Source organism: Pseudomonas sp. USTB-Z (assembly GCF_019691255.1).
Taxonomy (GTDB): Bacteria; Pseudomonadota; Gammaproteobacteria; order Pseudomonadales; family Pseudomonadaceae; genus Aquipseudomonas; species Aquipseudomonas alloputida.
On record NZ_JAECZP010000013.1, the window covers coordinates 84,645 to 98,600 of the forward strand.

At 63.2% G+C, this 13,956-nt stretch carries 15 protein-coding genes and 1 riboswitch; of the genes, 6 read left to right on the forward strand and 9 right to left on the reverse strand.

What is annotated here, in order from left to right:
* Positions 1 to 99 precede the first annotated feature (99 nt).
* Positions 100 to 993 (forward strand): alpha/beta hydrolase, encoded by an 894-nt coding sequence (locus tag I8746_RS16360; RefSeq protein ID WP_221100840.1) that lies wholly within the window; start codon positions 100 to 102, stop codon positions 991 to 993.
* A 21-nt stretch (positions 994 to 1,014) separates the two neighbouring features.
* Here I8746_RS16360 and I8746_RS16365 read toward each other — a convergent pair whose 3' ends face one another.
* Entirely contained in the window at positions 1,015 to 1,995 is a 981-nt protein-coding gene (locus tag I8746_RS16365) for a zeta toxin family protein (protein WP_221100841.1), read from the reverse strand.
* A 149-nt stretch (positions 1,996 to 2,144) separates the two neighbouring features.
* Positions 2,145 to 2,286, forward strand: a riboswitch (FMN riboswitch).
* An 80-nt stretch (positions 2,287 to 2,366) separates the two neighbouring features.
* On the opposite strand from I8746_RS16365, the gene ribB reads away from it, so the two are divergent.
* The 5 genes from ribB (at position 2,367) to I8746_RS16390 (ending at position 8,678) form a co-directional block, all read left to right on the forward strand.
* The gene (ribB, locus tag I8746_RS16370) at positions 2,367 to 3,017 is read left to right on the forward strand and encodes a 3,4-dihydroxy-2-butanone-4-phosphate synthase (protein ID WP_012051063.1); all 651 of its coding nucleotides are present in this window, start codon (positions 2,367 to 2,369) and stop codon (positions 3,015 to 3,017) included.
* Between the two features lie 248 nt (positions 3,018 to 3,265).
* A complete protein-coding gene (locus I8746_RS16375; RefSeq protein WP_003255380.1) occupies positions 3,266 to 3,508 on the forward strand; it encodes an exodeoxyribonuclease VII small subunit in 243 nt (80 codons plus the stop codon).
* Positions 3,505 to 4,392: a (2E,6E)-farnesyl diphosphate synthase gene (gene ispA / locus I8746_RS16380; protein WP_012051062.1), complete on the forward strand. Its 888-nt coding sequence runs from the start codon at positions 3,505 to 3,507 to the stop codon at positions 4,390 to 4,392. The genes I8746_RS16375 and ispA overlap by 4 nt, the downstream gene beginning before the upstream one ends.
* A gap of 176 nt (positions 4,393 to 4,568) precedes the next feature.
* Positions 4,569 to 6,464 carry a 1-deoxy-D-xylulose-5-phosphate synthase gene (gene dxs, locus I8746_RS16385; RefSeq protein ID WP_003255384.1) on the forward strand — a complete coding sequence of 632 codons (1,896 nt, stop codon included), beginning with the start codon at positions 4,569 to 4,571 and terminating at the stop codon, positions 6,462 to 6,464.
* 342 nt (positions 6,465 to 6,806) lie between these two features.
* Positions 6,807 to 8,678 (forward strand): TonB-dependent receptor domain-containing protein, encoded by a 1,872-nt coding sequence (locus I8746_RS16390; RefSeq protein ID WP_221100842.1) that lies wholly within the window; start codon positions 6,807 to 6,809, stop codon positions 8,676 to 8,678.
* Here I8746_RS16390 and I8746_RS16395 read toward each other — a convergent pair.
* From I8746_RS16395 to ribE, 8 genes are all read right to left on the reverse strand, one after another.
* A complete protein-coding gene (locus tag I8746_RS16395) occupies positions 8,656 to 9,468 on the reverse strand; it encodes a cobalamin-binding protein (protein ID WP_012051060.1) in 813 nt (270 codons plus the stop codon). The two genes, I8746_RS16390 and I8746_RS16395, sit on opposite strands and share 23 nt — an antisense overlap.
* Complete coding sequence (locus tag I8746_RS16400) at positions 9,468 to 9,887, reverse strand: hypothetical protein (RefSeq protein WP_003255388.1); 420 nt, start codon at positions 9,885 to 9,887, stop codon at positions 9,468 to 9,470. Before I8746_RS16400 ends, I8746_RS16395 begins: the two co-directional genes overlap by 1 nt.
* Positions 9,884 to 10,501 carry a GTP cyclohydrolase II gene (gene ribA / locus I8746_RS16405; protein WP_003255389.1) on the reverse strand — a complete coding sequence of 206 codons (618 nt, stop codon included), beginning with the start codon at positions 10,499 to 10,501 and terminating at the stop codon, positions 9,884 to 9,886. The genes I8746_RS16400 and ribA overlap by 4 nt, the downstream gene beginning before the upstream one ends.
* A gap of 181 nt (positions 10,502 to 10,682) precedes the next feature.
* On the reverse strand, positions 10,683 to 11,426 hold the full coding sequence (locus I8746_RS16410) for an ABC transporter substrate-binding protein (protein ID WP_011953349.1): 744 nt from the start codon (positions 11,424 to 11,426) through the stop codon (positions 10,683 to 10,685).
* Between the two features lie 16 nt (positions 11,427 to 11,442).
* Positions 11,443 to 11,946: a phosphatidylglycerophosphatase A gene (locus I8746_RS16415; protein ID WP_003255391.1), complete on the reverse strand. Its 504-nt coding sequence runs from the start codon at positions 11,944 to 11,946 to the stop codon at positions 11,443 to 11,445.
* On the reverse strand, positions 11,943 to 12,911 hold the full coding sequence (gene thiL, locus I8746_RS16420; RefSeq protein WP_011953348.1) for a thiamine-phosphate kinase: 969 nt from the start codon (positions 12,909 to 12,911) through the stop codon (positions 11,943 to 11,945). Before thiL ends, I8746_RS16415 begins: the two co-directional genes overlap by 4 nt.
* Positions 12,912 to 12,929: 18 nt before the next feature.
* Positions 12,930 to 13,430, reverse strand: coding sequence for a transcription antitermination factor NusB (nusB, locus tag I8746_RS16425; RefSeq protein ID WP_003255393.1), 501 nt, complete (start codon positions 13,428 to 13,430; stop codon positions 12,930 to 12,932).
* Positions 13,427 to 13,903 carry a 6,7-dimethyl-8-ribityllumazine synthase gene (ribE, locus tag I8746_RS16430; RefSeq protein ID WP_003255395.1) on the reverse strand — a complete coding sequence of 159 codons (477 nt, stop codon included), beginning with the start codon at positions 13,901 to 13,903 and terminating at the stop codon, positions 13,427 to 13,429. The genes nusB and ribE overlap by 4 nt, the downstream gene beginning before the upstream one ends.
* Positions 13,904 to 13,956: the final 53 nt, after the last annotated feature.

The following is a 13,956-nucleotide window of genomic DNA, read 5'->3' on the forward strand; positions in this document are numbered from 1 at the left end:
ACTGTTTAGAAAGTTAATGCGCTTTACGCTCGATCGGGACTGGTTATCATCTGGGCGCTCAAGCCTTGCGCTCCTTGCAAAGCCCTGACGAGACGCCCGATGAGCAAGAAGACCCTGATGCTGGCCTTGGCACTTGCCCTGGCGGCCCCTCTTGTCCTGGCCCAGCCCGAGCATGACCAGAAGATGGACACGTCGGTGTTACAGCGCCAGGACCTGGCCTATCACTTCAGCCAGCTTGATCTGGACTCGGCCGATGGCCTGCGTCACTACCGCCTGTGGGTTGGCAAGCCGAATCGTCCAGCGCCAGCATCGGGGTACCCGGTGCTGTGGATGCTCGATGGGAATGCTGCGCTGGGGACGCTGGATCAGCAGCAACTGGACAGGCTCGCCGCGGGCCAGGCGCCCCTGCTGGTGGCGGTGGGTTACCGGACCGAACTGCGCATCGACAGGGCCGGCCGCACGCTGGACTACACCCCGGCGCTGCCGGAGCAGGGGCAGCAGCGTGATCCGCTGACCGGCCAGCCCAGCGGCGGGGTCGATGCGTTCCTGAAGCTTCTGACCGGGCGCATGCGCACGATGGTGTCGGCTGTGGCGCCGATCGATCCGCAACGACAGACGCTGTGGGGGCACTCCTATGGTGGCCTGGCCGTGCTTCACGCACTGTTTACCCGCCCCGGCGCATTCAGCCTTTACGCTGCTGCCAGCCCGTCACTGTGGTGGCGCGATGGTGTGATTGTCCGAGAGGCGCAAGGGCTTCCCTCACGCCTTGGCGAGGCGCGCCCGCACCTGTTGCTGATGCGCGGCGGGCAGGAGCCCGCCAGCCCGCATGGTTCGCCGCACGAGAACGACGAGTTGCCTGCGCGCCAACTGGCGGCAGATCTGGCCGCGATCAAAGGCCTTGACGTGCGCTATGAGCGCTTCGAGGGTCTGGGGCATGGGCCCATGCTGGCCGCCTCCCTGCGCAGGGTGATCGAAGGCATGTCTGGCCAGTGACCAGCCCTGCGCCTGTCCGACTCAAGGTTGCGCGTACTTGAGCACGTACAGGCACAGCTCGCGGTAGACATCGACAGGCAACTGCGACATCAGCCTCTGAGCCTGGCCGAGGGTTTTGCAATTGAGTTCGGCCATCGCCCGACGGTGTTCCGAACCCAGCAGGCCGGCATGCACCACCTGCGCATACTGAATATAGGAACAGGGGAAATCGGCCTGGGGACTGCGCTGGACCTTGAAGTTGATCTTCAGGTCTGCCCCGCGGAAGAATGCTCTGCCCTGGTAGGTCTGCTGGGGCACGAGGAGCCCTTTTTCAGGACAGGTGCTGTGACAGACCGGCAGGCTGTTCTTTTCCGTCTCCAGGCCACGTCGATAGATCACGATTTCGGAACCCGGTACCTCGATACAGGCGTTTTCGAAAGCATCGATGATGGACCTGCCATTGATTTGCGCCTCTTCGATCTGCGTCAGGCTGACCACACGCTCGATCTCATGATTGCCAACGCTGTTGACCACACGGTCCAGGGTCGACCAGTGGCTGAACTCTTTCTGACACGCAATCAGATGGACCTCGCTCTGATAGCCCTTCTGGGCGGCATCAAGTGGAAAATCAGCGAAATGAGGGCTGTCTAGCGCGGTCTCCATGATGATGTTGTATTTGTTTTCCATCGCATACGAGCAAATCATTGCCCCCAGGCGCCAGATGAACGGCTCGGTATGCTCGTAGACATGCAGCACGCCTTTGTCTTCCATCGCCCGATAATGAGGGTGCAGTTCTCGAAAATGGGTTTCGTAAAGGCGCACATAATTGTCGTAGCGCCCGCTCTTCAACAGCGTTTTTTCCAGCAAGTACGTTTTACCCGAGCCCTGTGCACCGGCAATGATGAGCATTTTGGGCTTGAGCACGCCGTCGACGTAGTCGCGTTTCTTGTCGAACAATGTGTCGACGACCTTTCTGAATGCGAGATGGAGATCGGTATCGGTAAAGGGATAGAGAGAGGACATGACGGTTCGTTTCCTAGTTTTGCCAAAGTGACCGTCACGAAGGTAGGCGCTGCGGCAAGTGCAAAGGGGTAGATGGTTACTGCTGCAAGTCTCGTCGAAGGTAGTAGAGCCGCGGGTTGCCACTGGGGTGGCCCTGTGCTGTATGCTGGGTCGGTCTTCAGGGCGGGGTGTAAGTCCCCACCGGCGGTAAATCGAAAGATGAGCCCGCGAGCGCCCCGACCATGTCGGGGGTCAGCAGATCTGGTGCAACTCCAGAGCCGACGGTCATAGTCCGGATGAAAGAAGGCGTCATGCAGGGGCCATCCGGGCGCCCTTGCGCGCGCATTTTGTTCGCCCCGAGACGTTCATCGATCATTCACGAGGAGCGTTTCATGTTCACCCAGCACCACACGCAATTTCCCACTGTTTCCGCCGCCATCGCCGCCTTCCAGGCCGGGCGCCCTGTACTGTTGCTCGACGATGACGACCGCGAGGACGAAGCGGACATCATTGCCGCCGCCGAGAACATTACGCTGCAGACCATGGCCATGATGATTCGCGATTGCAGCGGCATCGTCTGCCTGTGCCTGGACGAAGCCACCGTCGACGAACTGCAACTGGCACCCATGGTGCAGAACAACCAGGCCCGCCACGGCACCGGTTTCACCGTCACCATCGAGGCGGCCGAAGGTATCACCACCGGGGTTAGCGCCCAGGACCGCATCACCACCATTGACGCAGCACTGCGTTCCAGCGCCGAACAGCGCCATATCGTCAGCCCGGGGCATGTTTTTCCGCTGCGCGCCCGCAATGGCGGTGTGCTGACCCGCCGTGGGCACACCGAAGGTTCGGTAGACCTGGCACGCCTGGCCGGCCTGCGCCCGGCGGCGGTGCTGTGCGAGTTGATGAACCCCGATGGCAGCATGGCCCGTGGTGAGCAGGTGGCAGTGTATGCGCGGCAGTACAACCTGCCAGTGCTGACCATCGAGGAACTGGCGCGGTACCGTGAAGCCATGATGGAACGGGAAGCTGCTACGGCTTGATGGTTTCCTGCGCCTGACTTGAGGTAGATGGCGGCGCTGAAATCGAGCGCCGCCCGCGCGGCGCATCGCGAGCAAGCCCGCTCCTACATTTTTCTCGGGTAAGTAACACCTTTGCCTGCGCGTGCGATCGCCTTGTTTGTTCCATACCGTATCGAGGTTCGCGCCAGAGGCGTGCTCCACACAAGTTTGCTCCCCCCGCCCCGCTCTGCTAGTGTCGCGCCGTTCTGAATGCCACCGAGACAGTCGCCATGGCCCGCAAAAAAGCCTCCCTCGATTTCGAGCAATCCCTCGCAGACCTGCAAGCACTGGTCGAGCGCCTGGAGAACGGCGAGTTGTCGCTGGAAGAGTCGCTGGCCGCCTTTGAACAAGGCATCGCCCTGACCCGTGACTGCCAGGGCGCCCTGGCCCAGGCCGAACAGAAGGTGCAAATTCTGCTGGAGCGCGACGGTGAACTGGCTGCCCAGCCCTTCGACGCGGAGCCGGAAGCATGATTGGCACCTACCAGGCCAGTTGCCAGGCTCGAGTCGACGCAGCCCTCGAACCGCTGTTCATCGCCCCGAGCAAAGAGCTGCAACGCCTCTACGCCGCCATGCGCTACAGCGTGATGAACGGCGGCAAACGCGTGCGCCCGCTGTTGGCCTATGCGGCCTGCGAAGCCTTGGGCGCCCCGGCCGAACAGGCCAACGGCGCAGCCTGCGCGGTAGAGCTGATCCATGCTTACTCGCTGGTGCATGACGACCTCCCGGCCATGGACGACGACGACCTGCGTCGCGGCCAGCCGACCACCCACAAGGCGTTTGACGAAGCGTGCGCAATCCTCGCGGGCGACGGTTTGCAGAGCCTGGCTTTCAGTGCCCTGCTCGACCCATGCCTGAGCCCTCAGATCGACAGCATTCGTCTGGCCATGGTTCAGGTACTGGCCAAAGCTGCCGGCCCGGCCGGCATGGTTGGCGGCCAGGCGATCGATCTCGGTTCGGTGGGCCAGAAGCTGGATCAGCAGGCGCTGGAGTTCATGCACCGGCACAAGACCGGCGCGCTGATCGAAGCCAGCGTACGCCTCGGCGCCCTGGCCAGTGCCCGTGCCGAACAGGCGCAGCTGGATGCCCTGCAGACTTATGCACAGGCCATTGGCCTTGCATTCCAGGTGCAGGACGACATCCTCGACGTGGAAAGCGACACTGCTACCTTGGGCAAACGCCAAGGTGCAGACATAGCGCGTGACAAACCGACGTACCCGGCCCTGCTGGGCCTGGAAGCCGCCAAAGTCTATGCAATCGAACTGCGCGACCAGGCGCTGGCTGCACTGCAAGGGTTCGGCGAAACGGCCGAACCGCTGCGGGCCTTGGCGCGTTACATCGTCGAACGCCGTAACTAAACAGCTTCACCGATCCCTGTAGGAGCGGGTTACCCGCGAATGCGATCTTGAATTTGCCGACGCATTCGCGGGTAAACCCGCCCCCACAGGGGACCGCGTAACCTGTGGTCGAATGGGCACTTTTCCCACAATGGGGTAAACTGCCGCGTCTTCACACACCTATAACGACTCGCCTGATGCCCACGACGTTTCAAGAGATCCCCCGCGAACGCCCGGTCACGCCGTTGCTCGACCGCGCTGACACGCCTGCCGGCCTGCGCCGGTTGGCCGAAGCCGACCTGGAGACGCTGGCCGACGAACTGCGCCAGGAACTGCTCTACACCGTCGGGCAGACCGGTGGGCACTTTGGTGCCGGTCTGGGCGTGATCGAGCTGACCATCGCCCTGCACTACGTGTTCGACACCCCGGACGACCGGCTGGTGTGGGACGTAGGGCACCAGGCCTACCCGCACAAGATCCTCACCGGGCGTCGTAACCGCATGCTCAGCCTGCGCCAGAAGGACGGCATCGCGGCCTTCCCGCGCCGCAGCGAAAGCGAGTACGACACCTTTGGCGTTGGCCACTCCAGCACCTCGATCAGCGCCGCGCTGGGCATGGCCATTGCTGCCCGTCTGCAGAACAGCGCACGCAAGTCGATCGCGGTGATCGGTGATGGCGCGCTGACCGCCGGCATGGCGTTCGAGGCGTTGAACCACGCCCAGGAAGTCAATGCCGACATGCTGGTGATCCTCAACGACAACGACATGTCGATTTCGCGCAACGTCGGCGGCCTGTCCAACTACCTGGCCAAGATCCTCTCCAGCCGCACCTACGCGAGCATGCGCGAAGGCAGCAAGAAAGTGCTGTCGCGACTGCCAGGCGCCTGGGAAATTGCCCGTCGCACCGAGGAATACGCCAAGGGCATGCTGGTGCCAGGCACGCTGTTCGAAGAACTGGGCTGGAACTATATCGGCCCGATCGACGGCCACGACCTGCCCACCATGATCGCCACCCTGCGCAACATGCGTGACCTGAAAGGTCCGCAGTTCCTGCATGTGGTGACCAAGAAGGGCAAAGGCTTCGCCCCTGCCGAGATTGACCCGATCGGCTACCACGCCATCACCAAGCTGGAGCCGGCCGACAAGCCAGCTGCGCCGAAGAAAGCCAGCGGTCCGAAATACTCCGCAGTGTTCGGCCAGTGGCTGTGCGACATGGCCGCCGCCGACAACCGCCTGGTGGGCATTACCCCGGCAATGAAGGAAGGCTCGGACCTGGTCGACTTCAGCGAGCGCTACCCTGAGCGCTACTTCGACGTTGCGATCGCAGAGCAGCATGCCGTGACCCTGGCGGCCGGCATGGCCTGCGAGGGCAGCAAGCCGGTGGTGGCGATCTACTCCACCTTCCTGCAGCGCGCCTACGACCAGCTGATCCACGACGTGGCGGTGCAGAACCTCGACGTGCTGTTCGCCATCGACCGCGCCGGCCTGGTCGGCGAGGACGGCCCGACCCACGCCGGCAGCTACGACCTGTCGTACCTGCGCTGCATCCCGGGCATGCTGGTGATGACCCCTAGCGACGAGAACGAACTGCGCAAGATGCTCAGCACCGGCCACCTGTACAACGGTCCGGCCGCTGTACGGTACCCGCGTGGTACCGGCCCGAATGCGCCGATCAGCGGTGACCTGCAACCACTGGAGATCGGCAAGGGTGTGGTCCGCCGCCAAGGCGAGAAAGTGGCCTTGCTGGTGTTCGGCGTACAACTGGCCGAGGCCATGCAAGTGGCCGAACAGATCAACGCCACGGTGGTCGACATGCGCTTCGTCAAGCCGCTGGACGAGGCGCTGGTGCTGGAGCTGGCAGGCAGCCATGAACTGCTGGTAACCATTGAAGAAAACGCCATCATGGGTGGCGCGGGCGCTGCGGTGGGTGAGTTCCTTGCCAGCCAGGCAGTGCTCAAGCCGCTTCTGCACCTGGGGCTGCCGGATATCTATGTCGAGCATGCCAAGCCTGCGCAAATGCTGGCTGAGTGTGGGCTGGATGCGGCCGGCATCGAGGCTTCGGTGAAGGCCCGCATGGTCAAGCTCGGGCTCTAGGGCGCTTTCGCGGGTGAACCCGCTCCTACGACGGCCTGCGCCGAATCACCGGTGCGTTTTCCACCACCGTGGTAGGAGCGGGTTTACCCGCGAATACGGTAGCGGCGGCAACGCTGAACGGCGGTGGAAATTGGCCAGCAGGCCCGGCCCTTTCGCGGGTGAACCCGCTCCTACCTGCGCCCGATCACCGATGTGTGCTCACTGTAGGAGCGGGTTTACCCGCGAATACGGTAGCGCCGGCAACGGTGAACGGCGGGTGGAGATTGGCCAGCAGGCCCTTTCGCGGGTAAACCCGCTCCTACGGGGACAGCACAGTGCTGTGGAAACCCTTTGGAACTGCCCATGAAAAAGTTTGCCTGTGCCACGATTCTCTGTACCCCTACATTCCTTCTGGCCGCTGAGCGCGACGACGCCCTCAAACTCCCCGACGTGCTGATCAGCGCCAGCCGCCAGGTCGAATCGCGTACCGCCACCAGCGCTGCCAACACGGTCTTCACCCGCACCGACATCGACCGCCTGCAACCCACCAGCGTTACCGACCTGCTCTCCCGCGTGCCGGGCGTGCAAGTGGCACCTACCGGTGGCCGTGGCAGCCTGCCGGGCATCTTTATCCGTGGCACCAAGGCCGCGCAAAGCCTGGTGCTGGTCGATGGCGTGCGCATCGCCAATGCCACCTCGGGCGACAGCGGCCTGCAGTTTCTGGACATCGACCAGATCGAGCGCATCGAAGTACTGCGCGGCTCGCGCTCAGCGGTGTACGGCAGCGATGCCATTGGCGGGGTGATCCAGATCTTCACCCGACGCAGCAGTGGCCCCGGTCTGCAGCCACGCCTGCGCATGGCCGCCGGCAGCAACCAGACATTCCAACGCAGCCTGGGGCTTTCTGGCGGCAACGACACGACCCGCTTCAACCTTGGCGCCAGCCTGGACGAAACTGCCGGCATCGACTCGACCGGGCCATCCTTCGCCAGCGATGGTGACCACGACGCCTACCGCAACAAGGCCCTGAACCTGAGCCTGAGCCACACCTTCGGTGAGCGCTTCGAGGCCGGCTTGAACCTGCTCGACAGCCGTGGGCGCAGCGAGTACGACAACCCGTTCGGCGGCTTCGACCCCGTTACCTTCGAGAGCTTCGGTCAACAACCCTACACCGACTTCAGCGTCAGCAGCCTGGGCAGTTACGTTGACGTTCAGGTCACCGAAACCTGGCATTCACGCCTTGAACTGGCCCATGGCGAGAACCGAGACGACAAACGCGACAAGCTCAGCGCTGAGCGCTTCGTTTTCAACACCTACCGCGATCAGGCTACCTGGCAGAACGACCTGGCCCTCGGCGAACAGAACACCATACTGATCGGTGGCGACTGGTACGAAGACCGCGTACACGGCAGTACCGACTTCACTGAGGACAGCCGCTGGAACCGTGCCGTGTTCGCCCAGCACCGCTACCAGGGCGAGCAGATTTCCACTGAGCTGGGGGTGCGCCATGACCGCAACCAACAGTTTGGTGGCCAGACCACCTGGAGCGGCAGCCTGACCGTACCGCTGAACGCGCACAACGATGTGCTGCTGTCCTACAGCGAAGGCTTCCGCGCGCCAACATTCAACGACCTGTATTACCCACAGTTCAGCAACCCGAACCTGGACCCAGAGCACTCCAGAAGCTACGAGCTGCAATGGCGCAGCCAGCCGACTGCAGAGAGCCGGCTGGAGGCTTCGCTGTACCGCACCGACCTGCGCGACGCGATCATCTTTGGCCAGGACTCGATACCCCGCAACGTCGCCTCGGCACGAATCAATGGCGTGGAAATGGCGCTGGCGCAGCAATGGGGCGCCTGGCACAGCCAGCTTGGCCTGGCGCTGATCGACCCACGCGACCGCGACACTGGCCACACCCTCGCCCGCCGCGCCCGCCGCACCTTGAGCCTGGATCTGGACCGTGAGTTCGGGCGTTTCAGCGTGGGTGCCAGCTGGCAGGCGGTCAGCAGCAGTTATGACGATGAGGCCAACCGTAACCGCATCGGTGGCTATGGCCTGCTAGGTTTGCGCGGCAGTTGGGCGGCTAGCGACGAACTGAAACTCGAAGCCAAGCTGGATAACCTGCTGGACCGCAGCTACAGCCGCGCCCTTTACAGCTACGAGGGTGCGTATCACCCTTACCGCGAAGAGGGCCGCACTGTGCTCTTCAGCGTTACCTGGACACCGGCGCTTTAGCGTCCAGCAACGCACACAAGCGAGCGGTGGCTTCGATCATCTGTCCGCTGGGGCGCTCCAGCCCTTTGTCCGGCACCACCAGCAGGCGCCCATCAGCCACCGCTCGAATTTGCGGCCAGGCCTTCCAGCTGGCCAGTTGCGCCTCATCAGTTGCCAGGATGACCTGCGGATTACGCAGCAGCACGGACTCCACATTCACCTGTGGCGCCGGCTGGCCAAGGTCGGCGAACACATTGCGCGCCCCGCACACGGCCAGGGCGTCGGTCACGACCTGCCGGCCACCGAGCGTGTACAACGGCCGATCCCAGACTTGATAAAACACCTGCAAGGGTTCGTCACGCCGATACTGCTGCTGCAGCTGCTGCAGCCGCTCACGCAGGGCTCGCGCGTATGAATGGCCTTGCTCGGCACGCCCGATACGCCCGGCAATGGCCTCTATCTGCTCGATCAGCTGGCTGATGTCGTGGGGTTCGGCGCTGAAGGTGGCGATACCCAGGCGCTTGAGTTGGTCGCGCTGGGCCGGTGGCACACTGCCTGGCCACAGCAGCAACAGGTCGGGGCGCAGGCTGAGCAGGCGCTCCATGTCCAGTTGCCCTTGGCGCCCGACCGAAGGCAAATGGCGCAGCGCAGCCGGCCGTTCGCCACCGTCGAGCACGCCCACCAGCAGGTCGCCTGCCTGCAGCTCAAGCATGATCTCGCTCATCGAGGGGGCCAGACTGACGACACGCAGCGGTTCTGCAGCCAGTACAGTGCAGGCGAACAACGCCAGCAGGCCAGGTAGCAGTCGCATCAGCCCAGCTGGCGCGGAATGCGATAGAGGTACAGCACTACAACGGTAGACAATGCGAGGAGGATCTGCGGCACTGCCTCCAGACCGACCAGCACCGACAGTGCGGCGACCCAAGCCGGGAAGCAGGCATACAGCATGGCCATGCGCCGCACCCGCGCCAGTTCGATCCAGGCAGCGGCTTCTTCGCCCGTGCCGAGCACCTTTGAGGTGGCAATAAGTGCGCGCTTGTAGGCACCGAAGCGTGGCAGGCTGAGGAACATGGTGGCCGCACCGGCGATGAACAGTGGCATGGCCAACACCGGGATCAGTGCATCACCGCCCCCAAAGGCCCAAGCCATGACTGGCAGCGGCACCAGGCCCACCGCCAGGTACTGCCACCAGGCCAGCGCCAGGCGCCGCTTGACCTCGGCGCGAGTCACGCCTGGGGCACCTCGCCCTGGTGTTCGTTGCCCAGCATGTGGCCCAACTTTCCGGCCTTGGTCGCCAGGTAGTAGCGGTTGTGCGGGTTATGCCCGGTGTGCAGCGGCACACGCTCGGCAACCACGATGTTCATGTCGGTCAGGGCTTTGACCTTGCGCGGATTGTTGGTCATCAGACGCAGCGACTTCACGCCCAGGTGCTCGAGCATCGGCAGGCATATGGCGTAGTCACGCTGGTCGGCAGCGAAGCCCAGGCGTTCGTTGGCTTCGACGGTGTCGGCGCCACCATCCTGCAGCTCGTAGGCGCGGATCTTGTTCAGCAGGCCGATACCACGGCCTTCCTGACGCAGGTACAACAGCACCCCACGGCCTTCGCGGGCGATGGCCTGCAGCGCGGCTTCCAGCTGCGAACCGCAGTCGCAGCGCTGGCTGAACAGTGCATCGCCAGTCAGACACTCGGAATGCAGGCGCCCCAGTACCGGCTGGCCGTCCGCGATATCACCCAGGCTGAGCACCACATGCTCACGGCCTGTGGCTTCGTCGAGAAAGCCATGCATGGTGAAGGTCGCGAAGGGCGTCGGGAGTTTAGAGGCGGCAACAAAGACGACGGGCACGTTGTGCTCCTGGCATAAGTAGGAAATTTCTCGTGGGCCGATTGTATCAGCAGGTTGGGGGATGTGGGCTGGCTGTATACGGTGGCTTAAGATCGAAAAGTTCGATACTTATTAAAAAGCCATCGCTCAATCACAAGCCCGCTGCCACAGGGGGCCGCGATGTACCTTGGTGTATTCAGTCTCAGTGCGGGTGACTACCCGCGTTGAACGGATAGGGCTGTTTCCAGTGCTCGAAAATCGGTTTCAGTTCGCCGCTACGCACCAGCTCCTTCATGCGCTTGTCGAACAGGTCGCAGAGGGCCTTGGCCTGGTCGTTACGGGCAAAAGCCAGGTACAACGGCAACTCGGCCACGTGGGTACGGCGGAAGCGCTCAGGCTGGGAGGCTTGCCCTAGCACGTAGTCGACCTCGGTCAGTGCGTCGATGTAGTAGTCCACCCGGTCATGCTCGAGCATCGGCAAAATGCCCTCGCGACGCTGGATTTCGCGGAATTCACGCACATTAGGCAAGTAGCTGCCGTAATCATAACCACGCACCCAAGCCAACCGGTACTTGCCGATGGTATCCAGGGTAGGCGCAGGTTTGCTGGCCAGCCCCAGGGCATAGATGTGGTCCATGTCGAAGTGCCAGCGCGGGTACAGGTTGTCGTCGTTCTCTTCCTTGTACGAGCCAACCCAGGCATCAGCCTCGCCGCGCTTGACCAGGCCAACCGCCCGGCTGTAGGGCGCGCTCTGGGTAACCACTTCGACGCCGGCCGGCTCGAACACTTTGCGCAGCACATCCCAGGCCACCCCGGTACCGTCGGCATTGGTGTAGTCGAGCCACTCCTCGCTAACCAGATGGATCTGTTTCGGGATGCCCTCGGCAGCTGTTACCCACGGGGCAATACTCAGCAGCATTGCCAGCAGTACAGTCCTTACGGCCATTCACGCACTCCCTGTTTCAGGCAACCGCCCACACCAGAACCTGCATGCCCAGCCAGGCAAACACGCCGGCCAGGATATCGTCGAGCATGATGCCGACGCCCCCGTGCACATGGCGATCGATCCAGCGGATCGGCCACGGCTTGAGGATGTCGAAGAAGCGGAACATCAGGAACCCTGCCAACAGCCACTGCCAGCCCTCCGGCACCAGCCAGAGGGTGATCCACATGCCGACAATCTCGTCCCAGACAATGCCTTCATGGTCGTGTACACGCAAGTCATTGGCAACTTTGCCGCACAACCAGAAGCCAAACAGCATGCTCACGCCGAGCAACAGCCAGTATCCCCAGTCGGGCAACATCTGCCAAAGCGGGATGAACGGTATGGCCACCAGCGAGCCCCAGGTACCTGGCGCCTTGGGCAAGGTGCCAGAACCGAAGCCAAAAGCGATGAAGTGCCACGGGTTGCGCCAGACCGAAGGCGGAACGAACTCCGCAGGCACCTGGTTGGGGTGATCGGTCACGGTCTCTCCCTAAAGTGTTGATAGCCCCGCTGGACGGGGGTTATGTCCTGGCCCTGCGCGTCGCGCAAGGTCACGCCTTGCCCTTCGAGCACACGACCGACGGTATGCACTTCGATAAAATCGAAGGCTGCCAAGGGCGCCAGCGCCTCGGGTGGCAAGGTGAAGGCCAGTACGTAATCGTCGCCACCGGTAAGCGCCGCCTGCACGGCTGCTTCACGGCCGAGGAAGGCCTCCAGAGCAGGAGACACTGGCACTTGCGCCAGGTTCACCTCCAACGCGACACCGGATGCCTTGGCAATATGCCCACAGTCGGCGAGCAGCCCGTCGGAGATGTCCAGCGCCGCCGTGGCCCGGCCACGCAGCAGGGCACCGAGGGTGAGCTGCGGCATCGGTGACCAGTAATGGGCCAGCAGCGGCTCGGCCTGCGCGGCAGGCGCCTCGCGCTCGCCCAGCACCAAGGGCAAGGCACCGGCGGCCTTGCCCAGCGAACCGCCGACACACAACAGGTCACCCGGCCTTGCACCGCTGCGGCGCAAGGCCTGGCCAGCCGGCACGCGGCCGAACACGGTGACGGTGATACTCAAGGGGCCGCGCGTCGTGTCACCACCGATCAGGCTCATGCGGCAACGGTGGGCCATGCGACCAAGGCCGTCGGCATAGGCCGCCAACCAGTCAGGGCCAACGTCAGGGAGGGTCAGTGCGAGGGTAAAGCCGATTGCAGTCGCGCCCATGGCTGCCAAGTCACTGGCCGCCACAGCCAACGATCGCTGGCCAAGCAGCAACGGATCGCAAACAGCAGGAAAGTGCACCCCGGCGACCAGGGTGTCGGTCGACACCGCCAGTTGCTCACCGGGGGGAAGGTCCAGCAGGGCACAGTCGTCGCCGATACCCAGCGCCACGCCCTCGCCACCCTGCGCACAGGGCGCAGCGGCGAAGTAATGGTTGATCAGCTCGAACTCACCCATGACCAGGCAGCGCCAGGATCAGCGCTTGTTCGCCTTGACTTCTGCTTCACGCAGCGCCGGGGCTAGCTTGTCGAGCACGCCGTTGACGAACTTGTGGCCGTCAGTGGCACCGAAGACCTTGGCCAGCTCCACGCCTTCGTTGATCACGACGCGGTACGGCACGTCGACGCGTTTGATCAGTTCCCAGGTGGACAGACGCAGCACGGCCAGCTCGACCGGGTCGAGCTCTTCCAGTGCGATGGTCATGCAAGGCACCAGCGCTTTGTCGATTTCGCCCTTGATTGCCGGGACCCCATGCAGGATCTCGCGGAAATAGGCACCGTCGACATCGGTGAAATCGTTATCCACCCGGAACTGCGCTTCGATCTCGTTCAGCGAATGCTGGGCCATGTGCCACTGGTAGAGGGCCTGGGTCGCGAGCTTGCGGGCTTCGCGGCGCTTGGCGCTCTTCGAGGGCTTGCCGGCATCCGCAGGTTTTGGATCGCGCGGGTTGAAACGATCGCTTTCGTCGCTAATCACTTGGCCTCCAACTGCGCCAGCAGGCTGACCATTTCCAGTGCGGACAGGGCAGCTTCAGCACCTTTGTTGCCGGCCTTGGTGCCAGAACGCTCGATGGCTTGCTCGATGGAGTCGACGGTCAGTACGCCGAAGGCCACCGGAACACCGAACTCCATGGACACCTGGGCCAGGCCCTTGGTGCACTCGCCCGCCACGTATTCGAAGTGCGGGGTACCGCCACGGATCACGGCGCCCAGGGCGATGATCGCGTCGTAGGCGCCTTGCTGGGCGACCTTCTGTGCCACCAGCGGGATCTCGAATGCACCCGGGGCACGGATGATGGTGATGTCGCTTTCGCTGACACCGTGGCGTACCAGGGCATCAACGGCACCGCTTACCAGGCTTTCGACAACGAAGCTGTTGAAGCGGCCAACCACCAAAGCATAGCGACCTTTGGGGGCGATGAAGGTACCTTCGATGGTCTTCAGGGTCATTCCGATATTCTCATCTTCAAGAGCGAGGCCGCATACAAGCGGCCTCGACAGGG